Origin of the sequence: Streptomyces hokutonensis (assembly GCF_042751305.1) — a bacterium.
Lineage (GTDB): Bacteria > Actinomycetota > Actinomycetes > Streptomycetales > Streptomycetaceae > Streptomyces > Streptomyces hokutonensis_A.
This window is the reverse complement of the sequence record NZ_JBHYWD010000028.1, coordinates 38,836-62,191: the sequence shown is the minus strand read 5'-3', so window position 1 is coordinate 62,191 and position 23,356 is coordinate 38,836. Positions and strand designations below refer to the sequence as shown.

General features: G+C 69.0%; 20 protein-coding genes and 3 pseudogenes. 12 read left to right on the top strand and 11 right to left on the bottom strand.

Going from position 1 to position 23,356, the window contains the following annotated elements; all coding sequences use genetic code 11:
* From ACFXC1_RS44075 to ACFXC1_RS44065, 3 genes are all read right to left on the bottom strand, one after another.
* Positions 1–1,132: ArnT family glycosyltransferase (locus tag ACFXC1_RS44075; protein ID WP_381254145.1), on the bottom strand; the 1,132-nt coding region annotated here is incomplete at its 3' end.
* A gap of 17 nt (positions 1,133–1,149) precedes the next feature.
* Positions 1,150–2,439: a bifunctional glycosyltransferase family 2/GtrA family protein gene (locus ACFXC1_RS44070; RefSeq protein WP_381254143.1), complete on the bottom strand. Its 1,290-nt coding sequence runs from the start codon at positions 2,437–2,439 to the stop codon at positions 1,150–1,152.
* 265 nt (positions 2,440–2,704) lie between these two features.
* A complete protein-coding gene (locus ACFXC1_RS44065; RefSeq protein WP_381254337.1) occupies positions 2,705–3,601 on the bottom strand; it encodes a helix-turn-helix transcriptional regulator in 897 nt (298 codons plus the stop codon).
* A 121-nt stretch (positions 3,602–3,722) separates the two neighbouring features.
* Here ACFXC1_RS44065 and ACFXC1_RS44060 point away from each other — a divergent pair, with 121 nt between their 5' ends.
* From ACFXC1_RS44060 to ACFXC1_RS44035, 6 genes are all read left to right on the top strand, one after another.
* Positions 3,723–4,376 carry a DsbA family protein gene (locus ACFXC1_RS44060; RefSeq protein ID WP_381254140.1) on the top strand — a complete coding sequence of 218 codons (654 nt, stop codon included), beginning with the start codon at positions 3,723–3,725 and terminating at the stop codon, positions 4,374–4,376.
* Positions 4,373–5,134: a nuclear transport factor 2 family protein gene (locus tag ACFXC1_RS44055; protein WP_381254137.1), complete on the top strand. Its 762-nt coding sequence runs from the start codon at positions 4,373–4,375 to the stop codon at positions 5,132–5,134. The genes ACFXC1_RS44060 and ACFXC1_RS44055 overlap by 4 nt, the downstream gene beginning before the upstream one ends.
* A gap of 31 nt (positions 5,135–5,165) precedes the next feature.
* Positions 5,166–5,492 (top strand): MoaF-related domain-containing protein, encoded by a 327-nt coding sequence (locus tag ACFXC1_RS44050; protein WP_381254134.1) that lies wholly within the window; start codon positions 5,166–5,168, stop codon positions 5,490–5,492.
* Between the two features lie 117 nt (positions 5,493–5,609).
* Complete coding sequence (locus ACFXC1_RS44045) at positions 5,610–6,557, top strand: protein-ADP-ribose hydrolase (RefSeq protein WP_381254131.1); 948 nt, start codon at positions 5,610–5,612, stop codon at positions 6,555–6,557.
* Complete coding sequence (locus ACFXC1_RS44040; protein ID WP_381254129.1) at positions 6,554–7,435, top strand: SIR2 family NAD-dependent protein deacylase; 882 nt, start codon at positions 6,554–6,556, stop codon at positions 7,433–7,435. Before ACFXC1_RS44045 ends, ACFXC1_RS44040 begins: the two co-directional genes overlap by 4 nt.
* Positions 7,432–7,812, top strand: coding sequence for a nuclear transport factor 2 family protein (locus tag ACFXC1_RS44035; RefSeq protein ID WP_381254126.1), 381 nt, complete (start codon positions 7,432–7,434; stop codon positions 7,810–7,812). The genes ACFXC1_RS44040 and ACFXC1_RS44035 overlap by 4 nt, the downstream gene beginning before the upstream one ends.
* A 64-nt stretch (positions 7,813–7,876) precedes the next feature.
* On the opposite strand, the gene ACFXC1_RS44030 is transcribed toward ACFXC1_RS44035, so the two are convergent.
* Entirely contained in the window at positions 7,877–8,482 is a 606-nt protein-coding gene (locus ACFXC1_RS44030; protein ID WP_381254335.1) for an expansin EXLX1 family cellulose-binding protein, read from the bottom strand.
* On the opposite strand from ACFXC1_RS44030, the gene ACFXC1_RS44025 reads away from it, so the two are divergent.
* A complete protein-coding gene (locus tag ACFXC1_RS44025) occupies positions 8,448–8,660 on the top strand; it encodes a hypothetical protein (protein ID WP_381254348.1) in 213 nt (70 codons plus the stop codon). The two genes, ACFXC1_RS44030 and ACFXC1_RS44025, sit on opposite strands and share 35 nt — an antisense overlap.
* A 620-nt stretch (positions 8,661–9,280) precedes the next feature.
* Here the strand turns inward: ACFXC1_RS44025 and ACFXC1_RS44020 are convergent.
* Positions 9,281–10,452 (bottom strand): annotated as a pseudogene (locus tag ACFXC1_RS44020) (ISKra4 family transposase); the annotation flags it as partial.
* A gap of 143 nt (positions 10,453–10,595) precedes the next feature.
* Between ACFXC1_RS44020 and ACFXC1_RS44015 the strand changes: the two are divergent.
* On the top strand, positions 10,596–12,356 hold the full coding sequence (locus tag ACFXC1_RS44015) for a PE-PGRS family protein (RefSeq protein WP_381254124.1): 1,761 nt from the start codon (positions 10,596–10,598) through the stop codon (positions 12,354–12,356).
* 89 nt (positions 12,357–12,445) lie between these two features.
* Here the strand turns inward: ACFXC1_RS44015 and ACFXC1_RS44010 are convergent, their stop codons facing one another.
* The 4 genes and pseudogenes from ACFXC1_RS44010 to ACFXC1_RS43995 form a co-directional block, all read right to left on the bottom strand.
* The gene (locus tag ACFXC1_RS44010) at positions 12,446–12,679 is read right to left on the bottom strand and encodes a hypothetical protein (RefSeq protein ID WP_381254121.1); all 234 of its coding nucleotides are present in this window, start codon (positions 12,677–12,679) and stop codon (positions 12,446–12,448) included.
* Positions 12,680–13,095: 416 nt separating this feature from the next.
* Positions 13,096–14,343 carry an eCIS core domain-containing protein gene (locus ACFXC1_RS44005; RefSeq protein WP_381254118.1) on the bottom strand — a complete coding sequence of 416 codons (1,248 nt, stop codon included), beginning with the start codon at positions 14,341–14,343 and terminating at the stop codon, positions 13,096–13,098.
* Positions 14,344–14,797: 454 nt separating this feature from the next.
* Positions 14,798–15,307: pseudogene (locus ACFXC1_RS44000) on the bottom strand (hypothetical protein).
* A 161-nt stretch (positions 15,308–15,468) separates the two neighbouring features.
* Positions 15,469–16,005: a TetR/AcrR family transcriptional regulator gene (locus ACFXC1_RS43995; RefSeq protein ID WP_381254116.1), complete on the bottom strand. Its 537-nt coding sequence runs from the start codon at positions 16,003–16,005 to the stop codon at positions 15,469–15,471.
* Between the two features lie 75 nt (positions 16,006–16,080).
* Here ACFXC1_RS43995 and ACFXC1_RS43990 point away from each other — a divergent pair, with 75 nt between their 5' ends.
* The 3 genes from ACFXC1_RS43990 to ACFXC1_RS43980 are packed head-to-tail and all read left to right on the top strand — an operon-like array spanning position 16,081 to position 18,890.
* Positions 16,081–17,130 (top strand): aldo/keto reductase, encoded by a 1,050-nt coding sequence (locus tag ACFXC1_RS43990; protein ID WP_381254114.1) that lies wholly within the window; start codon positions 16,081–16,083, stop codon positions 17,128–17,130.
* Positions 17,127–17,846 carry a DUF998 domain-containing protein gene (locus tag ACFXC1_RS43985; RefSeq protein ID WP_381254112.1) on the top strand — a complete coding sequence of 240 codons (720 nt, stop codon included), beginning with the start codon at positions 17,127–17,129 and terminating at the stop codon, positions 17,844–17,846. The genes ACFXC1_RS43990 and ACFXC1_RS43985 overlap by 4 nt, the downstream gene beginning before the upstream one ends.
* Positions 17,847–17,855: 9 nt before the next feature.
* Complete coding sequence (locus tag ACFXC1_RS43980) at positions 17,856–18,890, top strand: NAD-dependent epimerase/dehydratase family protein (RefSeq protein WP_381254110.1); 1,035 nt, start codon at positions 17,856–17,858, stop codon at positions 18,888–18,890.
* Between the two features lie 85 nt (positions 18,891–18,975).
* Here ACFXC1_RS43980 and ACFXC1_RS43975 read toward each other — a convergent pair whose 3' ends face one another.
* The gene (locus tag ACFXC1_RS43975) at positions 18,976–20,910 is read right to left on the bottom strand and encodes an RICIN domain-containing protein (RefSeq protein WP_381254107.1); all 1,935 of its coding nucleotides are present in this window, start codon (positions 20,908–20,910) and stop codon (positions 18,976–18,978) included.
* Positions 20,911–21,457: 547 nt separating this feature from the next.
* Here ACFXC1_RS43975 and ACFXC1_RS43970 point away from each other — a divergent pair.
* A pseudogene (locus ACFXC1_RS43970) lies at positions 21,458–21,841 on the top strand (FadR/GntR family transcriptional regulator); the annotation flags it as partial.
* A 201-nt stretch (positions 21,842–22,042) separates the two neighbouring features.
* On the opposite strand, the gene ACFXC1_RS43965 reads toward ACFXC1_RS43970, so the two are convergent.
* Positions 22,043–23,026, bottom strand: a complete 984-nt coding sequence (locus tag ACFXC1_RS43965) for an NAD(P)-dependent oxidoreductase (RefSeq protein WP_381254104.1) — start codon at positions 23,024–23,026, stop codon at positions 22,043–22,045.
* Positions 23,027–23,356 lie beyond the last annotated feature (330 nt).

Sequence of the window (23,356 nt, the reverse complement as noted above, 5' to 3'; positions counted from 1 at the left end):
GGGCGCCGCGGGGGTCCCCCAGCGCCCCCCACCCCCGCCCGCGGGGGGCGGCCTCCCGGGGGGTGTGGCACCGGGGGCGGGGGGGGCGATGTACCGCGCCGACGACGGCGACGACCAGAGCCAGCCCGCAGACCGGCAGCAACCAACTGATCTGACCGCCCACTTGCGCCTCGAACAGACGGCTGAGGCCGGGCTGGCCGCCGAATCCGCCGGCGAATCCGCCGCCTGATCCGCCCATCCCCTGGGGCGTTCCGTCGCTGGAACCGAAGACCCTTCCCAGCCCGTTGTAGCCGATCACGAGGTCCCAGGCCGAGCCGTCCTTACTGCCACCGATGTAGGGACGGTCGCCCGGCCACCAGTCGACCATGGCGACCCACCACAGAGAGGACGCCGCCAGGATGGCCCCCGCGCCCAGCAGACGCCGCACTCGCGGTATCCAGGCGCCGCTTCCTCCCACGAGCCAGGCGACGGCGAACGCGGGAACGACCATCCAGGCGGCGAGCATTTTGGTGAGGAATCCGCACCCGATCAGAAACCCGCTCGCGCACAGCCACCAGGTCGCGGCCCTGCCCTCGGCCTGCAGCGCACGGGTGAGCGCGTACGCCGCCGACACCAGAAGGAGTATCAACAGTGTGTCGGGGTTGTTGTCGCGGTTGATGGCCACGGTGATGGGCGTCAGCGTGAGCACCAGAGCCGCGACGAGTGCCGCCGTCTCCCCCGCCCAGCGGCGCACCGTGCGGTGCAGCACCAGCACCCCGGCCACGCCTTCGAGGAGTTGCGGGAGGATCAGCGCCCAGCCGTGCATCCCGAAGATCTTGCTGCTGATCACCTGCGGCCACAGGGCGGCCGGCGGCTTGTCGACCGTGATCACGCCCGCGGGATCGAAGGAGCCGAAGAGGAAGTTGGTCCAGTTCTTCCCCATCGACTTCACGGCGGCCGAGTAGTAACTGTTCCCCCAGCCGAGGGAGTTCAGCGCCCAGCCGTACAGAACGGCCGCGAGGACGAGGACGGCTCCTAGCGCGGCGGGTGCTGCCCAGCCGGGGAGCCGGCGGACCGCCGTGGTCGTCTGCGCGCGCTTCTCGTCGGGTGCCGGCGCCGCTGGTGCGGGCCTGATGTGCGCGTGGTTGCTCATGTGGGGATTCGCTCTCGTCAACGGTTACGGCTACGGGGGGCGGCGAAGACTGCCAGTCGCAGGACGGCGAAGCGCACGCAGGTGACCGCCACGGAGGCCGTGGTGAGGACCGCGGTCTCCGCGGCCGGTGAGGCGCCGGGATCGAGCCACTTGAACCACAGCACCGCCGCGGAGGTGACCACGTAGCCGAGCACGAACAGGCCCCCTGCGCCGAGGTGCACACGGGCGGGCGGGGATGTGGAGTGCCGGAAGGTGAGGCGCCGGTTCGCCTCGGTGTTCAGGACGGTGAGGACGAACAGTGAGATCAGGTTGGCGACGGCCGGAGGCCACCAACCGCGCAGCAGCCAGTACAGCAAGGCCTGTCCGACCGTGGAGACGACACCGATCGCGACGAAGCAGCCGACCTCCCACGACAGCGCACCGCGCCCCGTGGAGGGTGCGAGGACGGCGTCGGGGTGCTCCGCGGCCGACTCGGGACGCGGCACCACCTCGACCCGGGCGTCACCGGACGCCTTGAGCCGCGCCATGCGCCACAGACCCCGGAGGTCCTGCCTGGCGGTGCTCACCACATCCACCCGGGTGTCGATGTCCTCGACCCAGTCGACCGGGACCTCGTGGATCCGCAGTCCGTTGTGCTCGGCGAGCAGGAGCAGCTCGGTGTCGAAGAACCACGCGTCGTCGCGGGTCACTTCCAGCAGTGGCCGGAGCACCTCCGTGCGGGCCGCCTTGAATCCGCACTGGGCGTCGGTGAAACGGACTCCGTGGGTGAGCCGGATGATGCCGTTGTAGCAGCGGGAGACGAACTCGCGGCGCGGCCCGCGTACCGTGCGTGCGCCGGGAGCCAGCCGGGAGCCGATGGCGAGGTCCGAGTGGCGGCTGGCAAGGGGCGCGATCAGCGGGAGCAGCCCGTCGAGGCCGGTGGAGAGGTCCACGTCCATGTACGCCACGATGTCCGCGTCGCTGGCCCCCCAGACGGTGCGCAGCGCGAGTCCCCGCCCCTTGCGGTCCAGGTGGACGACGGAGACACCCGGCAGTTCGTCCGCGAGGCGAAGGGCAGTGGCCAGGGTTTCGTCGGTGCTCGCGTTGTCGGCGATGGTGATCCGCCAGGGAAACGGGAAACCCTGGGACAGGCGGGCGTGGAGGGTACGCAGGCACCCGGGCAGGGCGCGTTCCTCGTTGTAGACCGGAACCACGATGTCCACCGTCGTGGTTCCGGCGTGTGCGAAAAGCGAATGTTCGACGGGCTGGAAGGGGGCGGGACACTCCAGACGAGCGGCGAGTTCGGCGAGGTGGGGGGTGGGAGTCATGGCTTCCTCAGGCATGAGGGGACGGCAGACTGCGGCTCAAGGGCCCTGGTCCAGGGCCGGAGCCTCACTGTTGCCGCCTCGCCTGTGGGGGCCGGGGGAGAATACCGAGAACTGACGGGGAGTCAGATCTATGACCGGAAGTGCTCCCACGAATCGCCGGGGGCACACCTGCACCACGGCACGCCGGACGGCGGACGGCGGACGGCGGACGGCGGACGGCGGACGGCGGACGGCGGACCGGTACGGCCTCTCGGGTGGGCGGTTCTCAACCCGGGCCGTGTCCGCGGACCGTGTCGCGGAACGCGATCGGGGTCTGGCCCGTGCGCTGGTGGAAGTACTTGTTGAAGTGGGTGGCGCTGGAGAAACCGAGACGGTCGGCGATGCGCGCGGCACTGTGATCGCTGTGGGCCAGGAGACGCTTGGCTTCGAGGACGACGCGACGGTCGATGAACTCCTTGGCGCCCAGGCCGGCCGCGGCCAGGGTGGCGCGCGCCAGGGTGCGCCCCGAGTAGCCGAGCGCTTCGGCGTAGTCCTCGACCCGGCGGGTGCGGGCGAAGTTCCTCTCCACCGCGTCACGGAAGCGCAGATAGGTGGCGTCGGGTTCGGGAGCGGGACTGCCGGCAGGCGCGGTGAGGTGGGCCAGGCGCAGGACGAGGACGGCCAGCAGGTGACGCAGGGCCTCGGTGTGGATCTCCAGGGGCAGACGTCCGAGTGCCTTGAACTCGGCGGCGAGATGGTCGGCAGCCAGCCTCAGGGCCCGGGCGTCCTGAGGCAGAGGCCGACGCAGGACCGGCGCGTGCAGGTCTTCGGTGCGTGCGCCGGCAGTGGTGGCCGGGTCGAGGAAGTCCTGGCGGAACAGGATCAGGATGCCCTCGGCGCGGGTGGGATCGCCCCACTGCTGCACCTGCCCAGGACGGACCCACAGCCATGAGCCGGGTTCGAGGGCGTAGGCGGTGAAGTCGACCGTGTGCCAGAGGGTTCCGCCGGTGAGCGCGATCAGCTGGTGGAAGTCCGGGCGCTGAGGAGCCGCGAGCCGCTCGCCGGGGACGCGATCACGCAAGCCGGCGAGGGACAGCACTTCGACGCCGGCGGGGGTGCCTGCGGGCGCCGCGAAGGAGATCTCAGGGATCCTTCGGTCGGCATCATGTCGGTTTTTGACCATCATCAGTCGCCAGCGTATCCGATCTGCCCTGCTCAGCGGCCCTAACTTGGAGCTGTCAACCCAGTCGGCGTCAATCGATGTCGGAAAGCAGTAAGCGAGCGGTAGGAGAGGGAGGCATGCGATGCCTTCGACGGAACGGGCCTCCCTGCGGGTCTTCGCCGACGACAACGCTCACCGCATCCGGATCGACGTCGTGTCGGCCGGCCTCTGCACCGGTGCCCGGGCACTGCCGATCACGGCACATCCGCACCTGTCGGCCGAACGCGGCACCCTCACGCGGCTCACCGGAGCCGCCTTCGGCACAGGCCACGACCGCGCCTTGGCACAGGGCACGACCGTGCTCGACTCCACCGCCGCGGCGGCGGGGCCGGCCGCGCCGCGCGACCAGCCAGGAGTCGACGAACTGGACGCGGCCGAGGCCATGCAGCGCGCCTGGTTCGTCGACCGCCGCAGCCTGTCCGAACCCGAGGTCTACCAGGACACAGCTGTCGCGCTCGACCCGGACGCGGACGCCGTGACCGCGGCGTACCGCTCCCCGGCCGGCCGGGTGAAAGCCCGTGCCGGCTTCCGCGCGCTGCGCGGTCTGCGCGGTCTGCGCGGTCTGCGCGAGCGCTCCTACCCGACGCTACTGCTGGACACCGCGCACGGCGCCGACCAGATGGGCGGCGCGGCCTCCACCGCCGTCTCCCTGACCGCCGCGCTCGACCAACGGCTGACCACGGCCATCCCCCAAGTCCCCTTCCATGCCCTGCCCTCGCAAGGAGATCTGTCATGAGCAACGCCAAGAACACCGTCCTGACCGCCGCCGGTGAACTGTTCGGCCAGAAGGACCCGAGCGCGGTGGACCGCTGGGTCGCCGCCGACTACACGCAGCACAGCACCCTGGCCGCCGACGGCCCCGAGGCGCTGCGCCAACTGGTCGCCGGTCTGCCGGAGGGCTTCCGCTACGAGGGCGCCCGCGTGATCGCCGACGGCGACCTGGTCGCCCTGCACGGCACGTACCACGGCTTCGGGCCCGTCCCGCTGGTCGCCTTCGACGTCTTCCGCGTCGACGCCGACGGCAGGCTCGCCGAGCACTGGGACGCCCTGACGCCGCTGGTCACCGACACCGCCTCCGGGCGCTCGCAGACCGACGGACCCACCGAGGTCACCACGCCCGAACAGACCGAGGCCAACCGGGCGCTGGTCGCCGAGTTCGCGCAGAAGGTCCTCGTCGGCGCCGACTACTCGGTGCTCACCGACTACATCTCCACCGAGACGTACGACCAGCACAACCCGGAGGCCGCCGACGGCCTCGACGGCTTCGGAGCCGCCGCCGCGAAGTGGGCCGAGCAGGGCAAGAACCTCGTCTACAAGACCGTCCACAAGGTCATCGCCGAGGGCGACTTCGTCCTGCTGCAGTCCGAGGGCGAGTTCGGCGTCCCCGTCGCCTACTACGACCTCTTCCGCGTCCAGGGCGGCAAGATCGTCGAGCACTGGGACGTCATCTCCCCGATCCCGGCCGAACTGCCCCACACCAACGGCCTGTTCTAGAACTGCGCGCCGTCCGCGAGGAGACAACGCGATGAGTGAACTCACCTACGCTGGGAGGACCTTCGTCTTCCGCGTCGACAACGGGGCCGTCTTCCGCAACACCTACGCGGCCGACGGCACCACCCTCCACTACCAGACCCTCGAAGGCCCGACCGAGGGCTCCGAGGAGACCGTCACCCTGCACACCGCCGAGGTGGCCCCCGGACTGTTCATGCTGGGCTGGGCCGAGAAGTCCGGCATGACGGTCACCCACCTCATGAACCTCAACGCCCTGGCGGTCCATGCCTTCTGGACCTACGAGGCGGGCAACGGCAACAGCGTCGCCGAACTCCACACCGGAACCCTCGAACCCGCCTGAGGGGTCCTCCCCCGTCCGCCGTGCCCTCCCCTACCCGGGAGCGAGGGCACGGCGGCGTGCCCTTCGGCGGACCCGTCCCGCTTCGCCCCGTCACGAGCTCACCGCCCGGAGGATCCCGTGCACCCGACCCCGCTGCCGCTCGCCGCCTACCGAACCGCCATCGCCTTGGACGAGCCGTTCGGACCGGATATCGCCCCCAACGTCGGCCACACCCCTGGCCACCGGTCTCCCGGCCCGGTACGCGAGGCGCTCGCCCTGCTGGCCGACGACTCGGCAGCAGCGAAGGCCGGGCTGCGTCACGGCGGCGCGGACCGGATCGACGAAGCCGCCGCCCGGCGGCTCCTGCGGGCGGTGCTGACGCTCCGGGATCCCGCCCCGCTGCCCGCCGGGACCATGCGTGTACTGGACGCGCTCCAGGCCGGCGAACGGCTGGCACACGACACCACCGACGCCGCCGCGCTGCCCACAGTCCGCGACGCGCTTCCCCACACCACGTACCGGGCCGCCGACCGTACGGTGCTGTGGCAGGGCGACCTCACCACCCTCTGCGCGGACGCCGTCGTCAACGCCGCAAACAGCGCCCTGCTCGGCTGCTTCGCCCCGATGCACGCATGCATCGACAACGCCCTGCACTCCGCAGCGGGCCCCCGCCTCCGCGCCGACTGCCACACGATCATGTCCCTCCAGGGCCACCCCGAGCCGACCGGCGCGGCGAAGATCACCCGCGGCTACCACCTGCCCTCCCGCTACGTCCTGCACACCGTCGGCCCGATCGTCGACGGCCGCGTGCTCCCACAGCACCAACGGGAACTGGCGGCCTCGTACCGCGCCTGTCTCGACCTCGCCGCCGAAGTCGGCGGTCTGCGCAGCGTGGCTTTCTGCGGTATCAGCACCGGCGTCTTCGGCTACCCCAAAGGGCCCGCCGCCCGCACCGCCCTCGACACCGTGGCCGAGTGGCTGGACCTCCACCCCGGGCGGTTCGACCGCGTGATCTTCAACGTGTACGCGGACGACGACCTCGCCGCCTACGTCCAGGCACTGACCGAAGGAAACCAGCCCCGATGAACGAGTCCACCTTTGACCTGGCAACCGCCGCCGGGACGATACGCACCTGGGTCGGCGAGGCCGACCGTGTCCTGATCACCGCCGGGGCCGGACTCAGTGCAGCCGCCGGGTACGACTACGGCGACGAGGACCGCTTCCGGGAGCTCTTCCCCGCCCTGCACCACCTCGGCCTGCGCTCCCGCTACCTCGTCGGCGTACCACTGCCGCCCGAGCTGTGGTGGGGCTACTGGGCCGTCCACATCGACGACATCCGCTTCTCCCCGGGCCCCAACCCCCTTTACCAGCGCCTGAGTTCCCTGGTCGACGGCAAGGACCGCTGGGTGATGACGTCCAACGTGGACGCTCTCTTCGCCCGCAACGGCTTCGACACCGACCGGATCTTCACCCCGCAGGGCGACTACGGCCGCTACCAGTGCGCGACCCCCTGCACCACGGCCACCTGGGACACCCACCCGCTCGTCGCACAGCTCCTCGCCGCGTACGACCCGACCACCGGCGCAGTGACCGGCCCCCTGCCCAGCTGCCCGAACTGCGGCGGCGAGGTCGAGATCAACGTCCGTATCGGCCCCGAGTTCGTCGACGACCCCTATCTCCCCGCGGGCCGCCGCCTCCAGGACTGGCTGGGTTCCACCGCCGGAACCCGGCTGCTCATCCTCGAGTTCGGCGCCGGATTCAACACCCCAGGTGTCATCCGGTGGCCGGGGGAAGACCTCACGCGGCAGATCCCCCACGCCCGCCTCGTACGCGTCAACCCCACCCATCCCGAAACCCCCGCCGACCTCGCCGGCCGGACCCTGTCCGTCCCCGTCGGGGCCGACCGCCTGCTCGACGCACTCACCGTGCCGCACCCGGCACCCGACCCCACGGTGGCATCATGAGCGACCCGGAGAAGAACAAGGCCACAGCTCAGGCGTTCTACGACCTGATGTTCAACCAGTGCCGCCCCGCCGAGGCCATCGACCGGTATGCGGGCAACACCTACATCCAGCACAATCCACACGTCGGCGACGGCAAGCAGGCGTTTGTCGACTACTTCGAGCGCATGGCCGCCGAGTACCCGGGCAAGCGAGTGGAGGTCAAGCGCGCCTTCGCCGACGGCGACCACGTGATCCTGCACTGCCACCAGACCTGGCCCGCCGAGGAGTACGCCGGCATCGACATCTTCCGTTTCGACGCGGACGGCAGAATCGTCGAACACTGGGACGTCCTCCAGGTGATCCCACCCACCTCCGAGAACGACAACACCATGTTCTGACCCAGCACAGGCCTCCGGCCGATCCCGTCGGCACACCGAAGGCCAACGGGATCGGCGGGGCGGCTCAGTGTCGGGCGAACTGGACCCGCGTGGACTGCACGACTTCAGGCCGCAGCGCGATCCCGTTGACGGTCAGTTGTTCGCCGTAGATGTCGGTGAGTCTGATCGCGCCGCCGCACCCACTGCCGTCGGGGGAAAGGAAGTAGTTGTAGTCGGTGCGGGCCAGCTGGCGCCAGCCACCGCCGGCGCGGACCTCTAGCCGAGCAAGCGGGTTGCGGTGGCCGATCGCCTGGATGCCGCACCAGTAGGGGCTGGACCCGGTCTTGTAGCGGATCGATATCGTGCCCGCCGTGGCGGGGCTCAACAGGCTCCAGGTGATCGCGATCCGGCCCGTCGAGACAGGGACCAGTTTGGCGAAGGCCTGTTCGCTGAGGTCGAGTTGACCGGGCGCACAAGGCAACGGGCATTCGTTGGTGATCCGGACCGTGACGGAGGCGCCACTCGCCGTCCGGACGAGCACGTAGGCCCCGCAGGCTCTGGACGTCTCGTAGTCGGTGGTGTTCATCGCCGCGATCATCATGTCGCCGCTCGGCCCGTACGAGCAGGCGCCGTCCCCTACCCCGGCCTTGTAGACCGTGGCGACTCCCTGGTACGTGACCTTGGGCCGGATTCGCCCGGCGAGCGAGGTCGTGACCGGAGTGCTCCGCGGGGAAACCGGTGGCCGAGCCGCCGACCTGGACGGGGAGGCCTTCGGGGTCGACGGGCTGGCCGAAGGGGACGTGGAGATTGCTGACGGGGAAGGTGCGGAAGGCTTCTTCCTCGGCGATGCCGACGTCCGGGTCTCCTGAGAGGCTGCGGTGCTTGCGGCAGCGGGTTGTGGGCCGGATCGGTCTCTCGTGATCAGACCGACGACAAGACCCACGGCGATCAGCGCCGCGGCAGTGCCCATCATCAGCTCGCGTCTGCGTCTGCGCTGCCGCGCGGCCCGACGTGTCTCTTGCATGTTCATCCCGTTCGGAAGATCGAGTCGCTGTTGCACTGCTCAGTGGCCGCACGAGGCGAAAAGGTTGCCGTCGATCTTCCAATCGTGTCGGCAGTCACCGTTTCGACGGAGAACGCCCAGCCGATCAACGAGTTGACGAACCGGGCCCGGGTTGTCCGACGGTTCCACTGGCTGTCCGGGGTTCCGGCAGCCGTCGATCGGACGACGCCGCTTGTCAGTGGACTGCGGGGCGCTGCGATCCGGCATGACGGGTCTTCCGAGCAGCCGAGAGCCGACATCGCCGCGGAGAGCCTCACGCGGCGAGTTGCCATTGCGCCCGCCATCCGCGCGCCAAGGAGGCGGACGTCATCGGGTCGCAGTAGTGGTCGCCGTCAGTCGCCACCACCAGGCTCGGGCATGGCATTGGGCGAGCGGACAGCCCACGAACGTCGGTGGGTGCAGCTCGCCCTGAGGGAAGATCGCTCCTCAGGTTGTGCGTTGGTAGCGATGTCGGTCGAGGGCGAGGTAGAGCCGTTCGTGTTCGCGGGCGAGATGGTGGGTCCAGTACTCGTCGAAGTCGCCGTTGTCGCTCCGGGTACGGAGTTTGAGGATGGCTTCGGCTCCGGCCAGGCCCCAGCGGGCGCCTGTGATGTCGAGGCGGTCACCGATCAGGTGACGGCAGGCGCCCTCGATCGCTCCGGTGGCGATCGGACAGCCTGAGGACAGCGCAATGTCGTGGCCGAGTTGGTCGAGGTGGCCGGTCAGGTAGCCGACGCACCGGTCGGCGGCCTCGCGTTTCGCGCCGCGGAGTCGGGCCCGGTCGGCCTGTGCGGTGATCTCGGTGGCGGCGCGGGGGGCCTGGCCGTGCAGGATCGTGATCGAGTGTCCGGCGACCCAGGCTTCAGCCTTGGCGGTGCCAGGCGGATGGAAGGGGTGAGCGGCGGCCCACAGATATTCGCTGACGTGCACGATGTCGAGCAGAACGTGCAGGGTGACGCGGCGCCGGGCGGCCTCGGCGTGGATCAGGTCGAGTTGACGGCGGGCGCCATCGACAAGCATCACCCAGGTGCGGAGATGAGCGGGGTCGCGGGCTTCGGCCTGGTCGAAGGCGGCGATGGTGTGCTCGGGTGGGTGGACAACCGAGCCGGTGAGCCATTTCGCCGTGGCCTTCGGCCCCGGTCTCGGGGTGTGTTCGCCGCTGCGGCCGGTGGGTGGGGCGATGATGTCGTGCGGTCGGCGCGGTGCCGGGGTGGCGGCGAAGACGCAGGCCAGGGTGGCCGTTCGCATGCGGTGCGGCTTCTCGCCCGGAGCGAGGCGCGTGCGCGTCGCCCGGCGGGCAGCCTGGTGGGCCTTGAAGGTGGCCGGCCGTAGCGCCTCGGGCCGCATAACAATGCCCTTGCCGTCGACCTGTAGGACCAAGAGGGTGTCGGCGGTGGCCGGCTGCACCAACTGATGCCGGTAGAACGCGTCGATGCCGTGGGGGGCTCTGTCGGTGAGTCGTAGTGTCGTGTGTCGTCGAGCGCGGATGTCACCGTTGTTCCGGCAAAGGCGATGACGAGGTCTTCGGCCTGTCGTTTGCCCAGGATCTTCCCGCACCGTCTCTCGATCGCCGCCTTGGCCTGGTCGTACGAACCGCGCACCGCTTCGGTCACCGCGAGTCATGGGCGTGCGCAGTCGTACGACGCTGTCACTTGGCGGGTGGGGCAACGGAATCTGCCCGAGCGGACCTTCCGGCGCGGTGGCGGCGCGGCGTAGAACGGAGCCGACCGGGAACCGCCCCGGCCAGCTAGGAGGAATGCGCGTGCACCCCTACCAGCGGCAGCGCAGCCCGGAGACCGGTCAGTTACGGGGCGGGCCGTCCCGGACCACCCAGCCGCCCGCCCCACTCACCGGCGCCTGGTTGACCCACTTGCAGCGGGTGGCGTCGGGGGACGCGGGTGCGGGACAGCATCACGAGGGTGCCAGTCAGCAGACGCGGGCCGTCGACCACGGCCGCGGCGGGGCCGGAGTGACGGTCCAGCGTGTCGGCGCCGAAGCCCCGGCGGAGTCCGCCCGGGAGCAGGAGGCACCCGCGCCAGAGGTCGGCAGCGGCGACAAACACGGCGCGCAGCAGATCCGGCGCCTGATGAAGTCGATCCCCGACCACACGGTCCTACAGAAGATCAAGATCGGCTGGCTCGCCCCCAACACCTGGTGGCCCGAGGAGTGGATGGTCGAGGGGGAGCCCAAGCTGCGCCGCACCCTGGACCGGCGAGTGAAGCTCGGTGAACCGTTCACCGACCAGGAGCTGGCGGACATCCAGCACCTGTCCAAGCTCAACCCGAAGTGGCTCGAAAGGGTCGGCATCGGCACGTACCAGGAGGCCGAGAAATACGTCGGAGGCCGGTTCGACAACTGGATGAAGCTTTCCTCCGGAAAACGCGTGCTCACCGCCACGCTGGCCTTCAGGAAACAGCATCCGCACATGGTCGAGGCGATGACGGCTCCCCCGAGCCACCCGGACTACACCCTGGGCAGGTTCATGACGACCAAGTCCCCCAACATCCCCGACGACGTGAAGGAGGAGATGAAACGGGAGGCGTACGAACAGATCCGGCAGACGGCCGTGGACACCCTTCACCCGGCCGGTATCCCTGCCGAGCGGCGTCACCCGGACGCGGACAAGGACTCCACCCGGGCCTGGGCGCCCAAGGACAAGGACGCTCGGGAGATGCTCACCAAGGTGCTGCTGATCCTCCGCAACGGTCTGAAGCTCTACGACGCCGGCCAGAAGGCCCACGTGGACGACCACGGGCAGGACGTCATCCGGGCACTGGCCCACGGCGGCCGAGTCGTCATCGACATCCCCGCCCTGACCGACGGTCAGTCGCCGTACGACCTCACGGACTTCCTGGGCGCCACCCAGCCGGTCCCGCACGCCCCGGACTCGGAAGGCCAGGATCCGGGCCGCCAGCTCGGCCCCTCGGTGTCCCACCGCGGCTTCGCAACTCACCGTACGAAGATCACCGAGGACAAGGACGGGAAGCCCGGAAAGTTTCAGGAGGAGGGCGAACTCCCCGCCGCCGTAAAGAACTTCTTCTCCAAAGCGGGCTCGAACCCACCGATGCTCATGGGCATGGACATCTCGGGCGGCGGTCTCGGCGGCGCCGACTGGAACGGCGACGTGATCCTGCCCAACGGGTCCTGGGGTCACATGCTGCTGGTATTCCAGCAGCCGACTGCGAAGACGAAGGGTTCCCTCCTGGTCGGTATCGAGACTCTCGCCCCGGGCGCCACGAGCCCGGTCGGCTACGAGCACAAGGCCACCTCCAGCGAGGCCACGGCCAACGACGAGTCCGTCCTGCACGGCCACAAGGGCGACAAGGTCGGCGCGGGCAAGCTCAAGGACAACTCCCGCCTGGTCGAACTCTCCGACTTCGCCCAGAAGCGGAACGACGGCGACTGGCGCACGTTCCTCGACGAACTCAACCAGGAGTGGGTGCAGAAACTCGGGAAGACCGAGGACGGCAGCAAGGAACGAGAAGCCCTGTACAGGGAATTGGTGGGCCCCCGCCAGACGTAGCGCCCTGTTTTCCGCGGTCGTGCAAGAGCACCGCGGCCGTCAGGCCCGACGCCATCCCCGTACCGCCATCCAGGCACGGGAGCGAGGAATCAGTCGACCGCCACCAGCCGCACCGCGGCGAGCCTGCCATCGACCGGGCGATCCAGCCCGCGCCGCACACCATCCTGGCAGACGCCGCAGATACGGCCCTGAGCATGATCAGACAGGTTCTCGCACAGATATCGGAACTCATCGTTCGACGCCGCGCCGAACGTGGTCAGATGCCGCCGCCGGTCACAGACGGTCTGAACGCAGGCCGGTGAACCCCTGGAGGCACGGCGCAATCTTCCCGCCGTAGGATGAACGGCGCCGCGACGACCCGTGTTGCGGGGTGAGTTCCACGCTCGTGGCACTACACGAGTGCGAGGTGTGCGATGCGTGAACTGCCACATGCCGCAGGGCCAGTTGGAGATGGGCTCGATGACGGTGGTGCCTCAGGCGACGTGCAGTCACCGGGCGGGCCGGGCGAGAGCCGCAAGCCGGCGCGGGCCGCACCGGAGACCAACGTCCTCGACCGCCTGGCCGCGCTGCAACGCGTGGCGGGAAACGCCGCCGTTGTGCGTCTGCTGAGTCCCCCGAGGACGGCTGCCGATCGGGAAGCCCCTTCAGCCGACGACCAAGACACGGGCTGAGCGGAAAGCAACAAGGGCTGGACGGCGCTGACTTCCCGCCCCGTCCAGCCGATTCGTCAGCGCAGACTTCAGCCAGCCCCGCCCGGGTCGTCGAAGTTCTTGTATTTGTCGACCGGAAAACCGCCCGTGACGCCTGCCACCTGGCCTGCATCATCGCCTGTGGGCCTGTAGTGACCGCTGTCGTTCGTCCACTTCATCAGGACACCGTCGGTGAACACGGCAGTACCTGCCCAGTACACGTGCCCGTCGCCGGCTTTACTGGCCTTCGCGAGAGCGGAATGCCCCTCCTCGTACTCGGTGCCGACCTGCGACGCCATGATCTTGTCCGGCTTCCGCACGGGGATCACGAAGTTGTACTTCCCGTTCGCGAGCTCAGGGGCCCCGTACTGCTTGCGACCCTCGTGCGGGGACGCCGAGTACAGCATTGTCGAGAGGTCGAGGGAGAGCTTGTATCGGCGGCCGTGACGCCGCTGGACCAGCATGTCGTTCGCGAACGCGACCGTTCCCTGCATGGGAAGGGGAAGCGACTTTTCCAGCTGGTCCTCCAGCTTGGCGGCCAAGTCGTCCTTGCCCTGGGCCCGCAGCATCTGCGCGTTCCGTGTCAGCGCCGAGGCGGACCGGGACACCTCCATGTCCTCCCGAGTGGCCCGCCGGGTGCGCTGTACCGCGACGGCACCAGTCGCGACACGCTGCACGTCGTGCCCGCAGGCATGGCTGTGCCGGTGCTGTTCGACGTCGTTGGTCGGCTCCCCGGAGGCGATCCTCTGGATGGGCGCGGGTCCTTGCATGACCCGGTCCGCCGTGTTGACAGCGTGCCGTTCACCGGAGTCGCCCGGATCCGAAATGCTCAGACCGGCGCCGTTGTCCACGCCCGGGACGGACCCCTTCGCCTGGTCGAGCGTGTGTGCCAGCTCGTGCGCCCAGTCCTTCTGGCTCATCCCGCCGCCGTCCACGATGTGCTGACCGGTAGTGAACGCCTTGGCCTCGACGATGGCCGCCGCCTCCCGCGCGGCAGGCCCGTCATGCACCCTGACGCGGCTGAAGTCGGCGCCGTCGAAGCGCGCCTGCATCTCGGTCTGCAAGCCGGGATCCAGCTGGCGTGCCGGCGACTGAAGGGCATTGTCCACTGCGGCGCGCTGCACCTGGGCCTGGTCCGCGTTCTCCCTCTCCTGGTCGGCAGGCCCGCTTCCCTTGGCCGCGATACGTTGCAAGTGCGTCAGCCAGGCGCCCGTCAGCCCTGCGCGCGGCGTGCCGGCACGCGATGCGGGCGACGGGTGTTCGTTACCACGAGCCTGTCCATGTCCGAGGTAGTGCACGCAAGTCCTCTCCAGCAGCAAGGAAGCTTTCGTCTCGTTCTAAGTCATCGCGACGGGTGCGACAAGGTCCATCCGGACAGACTGTCTGCCCTCCTGGTACACGTTCAGGCGCGCGCTGACGGCCTCTGGAAAGCGACCGCACGGCTCAAAGCCAGCTGCACGCCCTCCGCCTGAGAGACACCAGCACCGACCTGCTCACCAAAGGCCGCCCGAGCGCCCGCAGCCACTTCATCGACACCGGGGAATCAGACATGTCACCGCCGCGGACACCGGTGACCGCGCAGCCGCCCAGGTGCTGCTCGATCAAGTGACCGAGGCTCATCATGTGGGATCGTGGAGCGCCTCTTCGCCCACCTGACGCGCACCCGCCGTCCGGCACGCGACTTCGAACGCCGCACCACCAGCGCCGAAGCGATGATCTGCTGGTCGATGACCCTGCTGATGACCCGCCGCCTCACCCGGCCATGCCCCTCGCGAGCGTGAACCGGCCCGGCACAGGCTTGGCCAACCAGCCGCGCGCGACCAGGCGCTTCACCTTCGACCGCAGCGCCTCCAGCCGCGCCGGCACCACCTCCATGCCGAACGCCGCGGCCATCTCCTGGCAGGTCAGCGGCCCTTGACGGAGCCGGAGACGGTCCGCGAGCACCTGCAGGATGCGCTGACAGTCCGCCGACTGCACCGACCGGGCAAGCCCTTCCCACCGCACCGGCACCTGCGACTTCGGCTTCACCGCATCCCGGGGCGCCAACCGCGCGTCCGCATTCTGCGCGTTCGGGGTGACCTCCGTGTCGGCGGTGTCGCCGCCCTCCGGAGCCGGCACCGCGTCGACTCACCTGCGGGCGATCACCCACTCCTGCCATTCCAGCTCGGCCACGGACAACTCAGCCTGGACGCGGTCAGCTTCCTCCCGCAGCCCATCGACCCGACGGCATCCGTGACCTATACGTCCGTAGCGGACGGCGATCTCGCCCACCGGGAGAAGCAGGTGCGGCGACTCACGGCCCACGTTCAGGTGACCCGCAAAGTGCCCGGGCTCGTCAAAGAGGCCGATCACCGCACCTGGACGCTCGAACCACGAACGGGACTGTAAATCGTTCACCTGGCGGGCCTTGTCCCGCCCGGCGCCTATCGGTGCGTGCGGAGTCCGTCGAGGATGAGCGCGAGCATGTGGGGTGCCCGGTCCTCGGGGGTGGACGCGGCGCGCCACAGGGCGCCGGTGAGTTGGAGGAAGTCTCCTGGGTCGGCGTCCGGGCGGATGATTCCGTCCTTCTTGCCGGCGTCGAGGAGTTGGGTGATCGCGGCGATGACGGGGCCGTAGCTCTGCTCGCTGATGGTCTGGTGCGCACCCGGGCCCAGGGCGTCGCCGAGGCCGTGCTTTCTGCGCATGCCCTCGACGAGGTCGATCGTCCAGTGGCGGAGCGCCTCCAGCGGCGGCATCCGGGCCAGCAGGTCGGGCACGGTGTCGACGATGCGCGCGACCTCGTCCTGGTAGACGGCCAGGACCAGCGACTCGCGGGTGGGGAAGTTGCGGTACAGGGTGCCCGCGCCGACTCCCGCGCGCTGGGAGATCTGGTTCATCGACGTACTGCCGTCCTCCGCGAGCGCTTCGCGTGCGACGGCGAGGATGCGTGCCCTGTTCTCACGGGCGTCCGAGCGGACCACAAGACCTCACCTTGCTAAGCGGAGAGTTCTCCACTACGTTATATGGAGACCTCTCCGAATACTTTAAGGACCGTCATGCATTACATCAAGCTCGGCACGACCGGCCTCGACGTCTCCCCGATCGCGATCGGCGCGATGACCTACGGCGAGCCCGACCGCGGGCACCCCGTCTGGTCCAAGGGCGAACAGGACGCACGCCCGCTCATCAAGCACGCGCTGGACGCGGGGATCAACTTCTTCGACACCGCGAACCTGTACTCCAACGGCTCCAGCGAGGAGATCCTCGGCCGCGCCCTCAAGGACTTCGCCGACCGCGACGCCGTCGTGATCGCCACCAAGCTGCGCCATCCCATGCGGCTGGGACCCAACGGACGGGGACTGTCCCGCAAGGCGATCATGACCGAGGTCGACCACTCGCTACGCCGCCTCGGCACCGACTACATCGACCTCTACCAGATCCACCGCAACGACCACTCCACCCCTTGGGAGGAGACCCTGGAGGCCCTCAGCGACCTCGTCAAGGCGGGCAAGGTCCGCTACCTCGGCGCCTCGTCCATGCACGCCTGGGAGTTCTCGAAGGCACTACACCTTCAGGAACGGCACGGCTGGGCGCGGTTCGTGTCCATGCAGGACCACTACAACCTCCTCGCCCGTGAGGAGGAGCGCGAGATGATCCCGCTCTGCCTGGACGAGGGCGTGGGCACGATCATCTGGTCACCGCTGGCCCGCGGCCGCCTCACCCGCGCATGGGGCGACGCCCGTTCGACGGTGCGCTCCGAGACGGACGGCGCCTACGCGGACCTGCTCTACTCGCCGGCCGAGGAGACGTCCAACCACGCGATCGTCGACGCCGTCGGGAAGGTCGCCGCCACGCACGGCGTCAGCCGCGCACAGATCGCCCTCGCCTGGCTGCACCGCCAGCCGGTCGTCACCGCGCCCCTGGTCGGCGCCGGCTCGATCCGCCAGATCGACGAAGCCGTGGCCTCCCTGGACGTCGAGCTCAGCGACGACGAAGTGCGCGCTCTGGAGGCCCCGTACACGCCGCGCTACGACTGGCAGGGCGTGTCCGACGAGGCCGAGCTGGACGCGATCCGGGCCCGCATCCCCGGCATGTCGCTCTCGTGAGGCAGATCGTCCGCTCCGGCGCCGCTGCCCGTGCCGGAGCACTACTCGTCCTTCTTGGCCCGCTCGTGTCGTGGGTCGCCGAGTTCATCACGGCCGCCGCATGGCAGGACCCGCCTTACTCACCCTTGTACAACTGGGTCAGCCACCTCGGTCTGACCGGCCCGCCACAGACCGCGTTCGGACAGGTTGCCAACTCCCCCCTCGGTGCCGTCATGGACACCGGCTGGGTGATCTACGGCACCCTCTTGATCGTCGGCACGTTCCTCGTGTTCGACCCGCGCAAGGGCACCCGCCCGATCATCATCATGATCCTCGCCGTCCTCAGCGGCGTCGGGGTCTCGCTCGTCGGCATCTTCCAGGGCTCCAACACGAACGTCGACAACGGCCTGATCGCGTTCCACACCCTCGGCGCGCAGGGCGTCATGCTCGCCGGCAACATCATGGCGATCGCCGTTGGAACCGGCGGCGCCCGCATCGGTCTCAGCCGGGGCCGGTCGATCGCGAGCACCGCGCTCGGCACCGCCGGGCTGATCGCGTTCCCCCTCTTCATGACCGACGTGTTCACCGGCTGGATGTGGAACATCGGCCTGTTCGAGCGCGCCGTCATCTACCCGATCATGATCAGCCACGCCCTCCTCGGCAGCAGCGTGGCTGCAACCCAGCGGCACCACGCGACGCACTCGCCAGCACCCCTTACGGCACGAGTCGAGAACTGAAGGAGAGACATGACACAGGTACTGGTCACCGGAGGAACAGGATTCATCGGGAGCTGGTGCATCCACGCACTGCTCGACGCCGGGTACACCGTCCGCACCACGGTCCGCGACCTGCGCCGCGAGCCGGCACTGCGGTCCTGGCTGCACGCGGCCACGCCGTTCGACGACGACCGTCTCACCGTCGTACGCGCCGACCTCGCACAACCCGACGGCTGGGACGCCGCCGTCGCCGACTGCGACTTCGTCCTCCACGTCGCCTCGCCCACCCTGCGCCACACGCCCGCGAACGACGACGACCTGGTCGTCCCGGCACGCGAGGGCGTCCTGCGGGTACTGCGCGCGGCCCGCGACGCCCGTGTGCGCCGGGTCGTCCTGACCAGCGCCTTCGGCGCCATCGGGATCGGACACCCGCCGCGCTCGACCCCGTTCACCGAGGAGGACTGGACCGACGTCGACGGCGACATCCCGCCGTACCAGCGCTCCAAGACACTCGCCGAACGCGCCGCCTGGCAGTTCGTCCAGGACGAAGGAGGCGGTCTGGAACTGGCGGCGGTGCACCCCGTGGGGGTTCTCGGGCCTCTGCTCGGCCTGGACGACCCGCCGTCCCTGCGGCTGGTCCGCAGAATGCTCGAAGGACAGGTTCCCGCGTGCCCTCCCTTCGGGATGGGCTTCGTCGACGTGCGCGACGTCGCCGACCTGCACCTGCGCGCGATGACCGATCCCGCCGCCGCCGGCGAACGCTTCCTGGCCATCGCCGGACACAGCCTGCGCGTCATTGACATCGCACGCATTCTGCACGACCGCCTCGGCGAACGCGCCGCGAAGGCCCCCACCCGTGAACTGCCCGTATGGGTCGCACGCGCACTGGGCATCGTGAACCCGGAACTGCGACTGCTCAGGCACCAGCTCGGCCGGGACCTCGACGCCACGAGCACCAAGGCGGAGAAGCTTCTCGACTGGCGGGCGCGTCCCATCGAGGACACCATCGCGGAGACCGCCGAGAGCCTCCTCGCCCACGGCATCGGGACAAAGACCGCCTCCTAGCACGTGTCGCAGGCCCCGGGGCCGCGTCGGAGTGCGGTCCGGGGCCGGCCTTCACCCCACCCCCTGCTTCCAGTAAGCCGACTCATCAAAGAGCAAGGATCTGCCACTGTTCCTGTGAGGCCCCGTTGTAGGTCCACTGATTGACGTTGGCTCCGTCCTCGGTGGACCCACCGTCCACATTGAGCGAAAGTCCGCTCAAGCGGTTGGTCAGGTAGCAGTAGCCGTCGCCGGTGGGAGTCACGGCCCAGTGCTGCTGCGGCACACTGTCGTCCGACCAGACACCCACGTTGCCGCCGTCGGCGCGGGAAAGGCCGGCAACTTCCATCAGCTTTCCGCTGTTGACATTCTTGATCTTGTAGTAGCCATCGCCGGTGGATAGGAAGGTCCACTGCTGTGCCGTGTTGTTCAGCCTGGGCCACTGCTGGATGTTGCTGCCGTTCGCGGTGCCGAAGTTGTAGACGTCGGCCACCTGACCGCTCTTGCGGTTCACCAGGCAGTAGACCGTCGAGTCGCCTGGCAGGACCTGCGACTGGAGAACCGGCTTGGCGGTTCTGCCGCCGATTCTGATCCCGCCGACGTTGGCGTATCCGCCGGTGCCGGCGTCGGCCTGGATACGCACGTACCCCGCGAGGCGGGCCGGCCACTCTGCCACTTTGGTGGCGTGGTCGCCGGCCCACGTACCGGTCGCGACTTGTGTGAACGTCGCGCCATCGATACTGGTGTGGATGGTATAGGAAGTGATGTCCCCGTCCGTGGTCCCGGTGCGGCTCCACTGCTTGGGCAGGTACTCCAGCGTCGAGACGTTGCTCCACACTCCGCCCAGGTCGATGGTGATCGCCTGCGGGAGCGACAGGCTCCAGGTCGACCAGCAGGTCTCGAAACCCTTGTCGCTCAGCCCGTCGATCGCGTTCATCGGCCCTTCGCCGGTGTGGAAGCCGGTCGCGTACGCACTGACCGGGGTCACCGGGTGCTCCGCGCGCAGCATCTGCGTCGGGAGCTGCGGCCGTGAGGTGTCGGGGCTCCAGGCTGCTCCGACCTCGGAGAGCCGGGTCACGATGTTCGTGTCCAGGACACCGGCGCGGCTGGGCGGGCAGTTGAGGATGAACGAGGTGTACTTCGGTTCCAGATCCGCCAGATGGGACAGGATCGACGCCTTGCTCAGCGGGTCGGTGGTCGGCGTGGAGGGATGCCAGAACCATCCGTTGCTGATGGTCTGTCCCTGCAGGGACGCGTAGGTGTTACCGCCAGGAGAGGTGATGCCCAGCGGCTCCTCGAAGTAGATCGCGTCCCCGAGGAAGGGCACCGACAGCCCACCGTGGTCGATCATGACGATGTCCGGCTGGAGGGACTTCACGTGCTCCCGGACGCGCTGGTACGAGACGGCCGCCTGGCCCATCTGCCACGCGTAGCCGTCGGTGACGAACATGTCGATGGCGCCGTACCCGGTCAGCAACTCGGTGATCTGGTTCAGGATGTATGTCAGATCGCCCGGCTGGATCACCTGGTCCGCGGCCACACCGTGACGGGTGTCGTAGGCCTGCACCGTGTAACTGCGGTCCCAGATCGAGAAGTACAGGCCCACCTTCAGACCTTTGGCGCGGAATGCCGTGACGTACTGGGCCACGATGTCGTGCGGGTAGGAGCTGTTCGCGACGTTGTAGTCGTTGTACGCGGTCGGCCACAGGCAGAACCCGTCGTGGTGCTTGGTCGTCAGCACCCCGTAGCTCATCCCGGCCGCCTCGGCCGCCGCCGCCCACTGCTCACAGTCCACCACCGTGGGGGCGAACAGCCTCGGGTTCTGGTTCGGAGCGGCCCACTCCTCGTCGGTGAAGGTGCCCATGTTGAAGTGGTTGAACATGCCGAACCGCATGTTCGCCAGGTTGCTCAGACTGGTCTGCGGGCCGGCCACCGCCGCTTCGGTCACAAGGCTGGACAAGGCCGGCAGCACAGGCAGCGCGGTCGCCGCCGCGGCACCTGCGGCACCCAACAGCGTTCGCCTGGACAGGCTTCCAGAAGACATGATCACACTCCCAGTTCCATGTGGCGGGAAGAGACCGTGCGCGCCAGTGCAGAGTGCGCAGGGAAAGCCCAAAGGCCGAGCAGGCGTTGAAACGCCGCGCTCTTGGGTCCCAGGCGCCAGGTGTTACGCATGAAGTTCGAGCATGTGACCCACTGGTGTCAACGGCTTTGCAGGGATGAAAACCCTTCCACGCAACGGCGTTTTAGACAGGATGACCAGATATTGCAGCTTTCGTCACACGCCAGACATTCCATGTATGCGTGTTGCCGCACGTCCAATCGGAGCCACAAGGTCCCGCACTCTCGTCCATGGGACGGGCTCGTCTCGGCGCCGACATCGCTGTGTCGGCTCTCTGGCGACCGGCCGGCGGACAAACGCCAGGGCTCCCACTCGGACCTGTGAGAGCACTGCACGACCTTGCCGTCGGCGCCGTCGCCATTCCGTCCCCACGCGCGGTTACCATCAACGTCATTGTTGGCATGGGGAATCGGGAGCAGATCACTCGGAACGAGGAACTCCACCTCGGTGTCGAGGCAAGGAGATCCATGTGTCTCTGACGGACAGAGGCATCGAGCAGATCCGGGAGCTCATGCGGACGGGAGCACTGCCTCCCGGGTCGAAACTGCCACCGGAACCGAATCTGGCCGCTCAGCTGGGCCTGTCCCGCAACCTGGCCCGCGAGGCAGTCAAGGCCCTGGCCGTGGCGAGGGTCTTGGAGGTACGACGCGGCGACGGCACCTACGTCACCAGTCTTCAGTCCAGTGTCCTGCTCGAGGGCCTCGGCGGCGCGGTGGAACTGCTCCAAGGCGACCCGGGTGCACTGCTGGATCTGATGGAGGTGCGACGGTTGCTCGAGCCCGCTGCCGCCGCGCCGGCCGCCACTCGCATGTCGGACACAGCCCTGGCCGAGGTGAAGCACCACCTGGACGCGAGCCCCGGAACGGCCGGCCATGTTCACTCGCCGACGCGAGGTGGGTGCTCTCGCCCTCCGGCGCCCTCGCCCTGCCCGAGGCGGACGGAGTGCTCCTGTACGCGTCGCGCAGCGTCGGCACGGAGTAGTGAAGGGTGCCGTGCGTACGCATGCCACGAGTTGACCGCTTGGCGTCATCGAAAAGCCGTTACGCGTTCTCTGTCAGGGGCGCAGCAGAGTCCCGGCGGCCTCTTCCAGGAGGGCCACTGCCAGGAGTTCGCCATCCACGGGTCCAAAGCGCTCCAGGGCCAGCCGGTGGATGCGCAGTACCGTGTCGGCCATCTCGTGCGGGGTGCCGAGGTCTCGGGCTTCACCGGTGATGACCGTGAGTTGGTCGTGGATGCGGTCGAGGCCGTAGGAGCGGAGGTAGTCCCCGGCGAAGAGAGCCGTCAGGTCCCGGCGGATGAAGTCGCTCCCTGCCGCGCTGTCGGCCAGCGTGTCCCGCAGGGCGGCGAGGTCGATGCCCGCTCGGCGGCCGAGCAGGAGCGCCTCGGCGGTTGCCGCGGCCTGGCCGAACCAGAGGAGGTTGATCAGGAGTTTCGTCGTGTAGCCGCTCCCGGGACCTCCCATGTGGCGGATCCGGTCCGGCGTCGTGACCGCTTCCAGCAGCGGCCTGCACCGGTCCAGGACATCAGCAGAACCGCCCACGTACAGCCGCAGGCGCCCGTTTTCTGCGTCGTCCGGGCCGCCGCCCATCGGCGCTTCGAGAACATCGACACCATGGGCACCGGCTCTTTCCCGCAACGCCCGTGCGGCTGCGGGCGCGTTGCTCGTCATGTCGATCCACACCGCGCCGGGCGCCAGGGAGGCGAACACGGCATCCGGAAGAGCAGCCGCCGCCTCATCGGGTCCGGGAACCACAGTGACCAGTACATCCGCCCCGACTGCGGCCTTCGTGACGGAGGGAGCCCAGTCCGCGCCCAACGAGCGCACCGCTTCTTCCCGTTCGGAACGCAGATCGGCAACAGTCACCGTGTGGCCCGCCGAAACAAGGCGTCCGCACAGAGGCGTCCCCATCCGGCCGGCACCGACGAGAGCTACACGCGAGGGCACAGAATCACCGCCATGGCAGTCGTTGCGTCTGACGTGTCCCTGCGGCGCACCCGAAAGACCGCCGCCGTCCGGCCACTTGGAGACACGATGCATCACCCGTAAACACCGCGGTCATCCTATGAGCCCGTACTGTGATCACGATCCGGCCTTCGTGAGTCGTCGCCGGTGGACAAGGCCGCAGTCCGACACGACGAACGCGTCGTGGAGTTCGTGACGGCAATCCCGGCGCACGGCCTCGCGTCGGGACTGCCGCCTCGCCGGACAGACCCGCTGACAGGCTCTTCGGACGCCCTCTGGATCCGCTCGCAGCGGGCGCGGGTCGTTCTGGAGTGCGCCAAGGGGGCGTCGAACACCAACGTTGCGACCTCGTCGAGGACGCCCCGGCGGAGCCGGGCCGGGACATGGTCCGAAGTCACCGGTACT

What these genes read in the sequence shown, in the direction of transcription:
- ACFXC1_RS44040 (WP_381254129.1), top strand. Translation starts at nt 6,554, where the DNA reads ATGAACGAGTCCACCTTTGACCTGGCAACCGCCGCCGGGACGATACGC.
- ACFXC1_RS44050 (WP_381254134.1), top strand. Translation starts at nt 5,166, where the DNA reads ATGAGTGAACTCACCTACGCTGGGAGGACCTTCGTCTTCCGCGTCGAC.
- ACFXC1_RS43980 (WP_381254110.1), top strand. Translation starts at nt 17,856, where the DNA reads ATGACACAGGTACTGGTCACCGGAGGAACAGGATTCATCGGGAGCTGG.
- ACFXC1_RS43975 (WP_381254107.1), bottom strand. Translation starts at nt 20,910, where the DNA reads ATGTCTTCTGGAAGCCTGTCCAGGCGAACGCTGTTGGGTGCCGCAGGT.
- ACFXC1_RS44070 (WP_381254143.1), bottom strand. Translation starts at nt 2,439, where the DNA reads ATGACTCCCACCCCCCACCTCGCCGAACTCGCCGCTCGTCTGGAGTGT.
- ACFXC1_RS43990 (WP_381254114.1), top strand. Translation starts at nt 16,081, where the DNA reads ATGCATTACATCAAGCTCGGCACGACCGGCCTCGACGTCTCCCCGATC.
- ACFXC1_RS43965 (WP_381254104.1), bottom strand. Translation starts at nt 23,026, where the DNA reads ATGCATCGTGTCTCCAAGTGGCCGGACGGCGGCGGTCTTTCGGGTGCG.
- ACFXC1_RS44065 (WP_381254337.1), bottom strand. Translation starts at nt 3,601, where the DNA reads ATGGTCAAAAACCGACATGATGCCGACCGAAGGATCCCTGAGATCTCC.
- ACFXC1_RS44035 (WP_381254126.1), top strand. Translation starts at nt 7,432, where the DNA reads ATGAGCGACCCGGAGAAGAACAAGGCCACAGCTCAGGCGTTCTACGAC.
- ACFXC1_RS44055 (WP_381254137.1), top strand. Translation starts at nt 4,373, where the DNA reads ATGAGCAACGCCAAGAACACCGTCCTGACCGCCGCCGGTGAACTGTTC.
- ACFXC1_RS44060 (WP_381254140.1), top strand. Translation starts at nt 3,723, where the DNA reads ATGCCTTCGACGGAACGGGCCTCCCTGCGGGTCTTCGCCGACGACAAC.